Here is a 377-nt window from a genome sequence, read left to right as displayed (position 1 = left end):
AAAGGAGGGGAGGGGGGGAGGGGAAGGAGAGAAGGAAGGGAAGAAAAAGAAAGAGAGGAGGGAGGAGGAAAGGAAAGAGAGGGAAGAGGGAAAAAAAAAAGAGAAGAAAGAAGGGGGGGGAAAAAAAAGAAAAGAAGAAAGGAGGAAGAAAGGGAAGAAAGAAAAAGAAAGGAAAGAGAAAAAGAGGGAAGGGAGAGGGGGGAGGGGGGAAAAGAAGGAAGGAGAGAAAGGAGGAAAAGAAAGAAGGGAGGAAGGGGAAGAAGGGAGGAGAAAGAAAAAGGAGGGGGGGAGGGAGAAAGAAAAAGGAAAAGGAGAGGGAGGAAAGGAGGGGGAGAGGGAAGGAAAAGAAAAGAAAGAGGGGAAGGGAAAGAAGGAAA

The 377-nt window shown here is 47.7% G+C and carries 1 protein-coding gene; it reads left to right on the top strand.

Annotated features, from left to right (window positions below; all coding sequences use genetic code 11):
* Positions 1-377: hypothetical protein (locus KH400_RS30050; RefSeq protein ID WP_217228351.1), on the top strand; the 377-nt coding region annotated here is incomplete at both ends.

This window comes from Desertibacillus haloalkaliphilus (assembly GCF_019039105.1).
GTDB lineage: Bacteria > Bacillota > Bacilli > Bacillales > KJ1-10-99 > Desertibacillus > Desertibacillus haloalkaliphilus.
The sequence above is the reverse complement of the archived record's forward strand: the minus strand, read 5'-3'. Positions and strand labels throughout refer to the sequence as shown.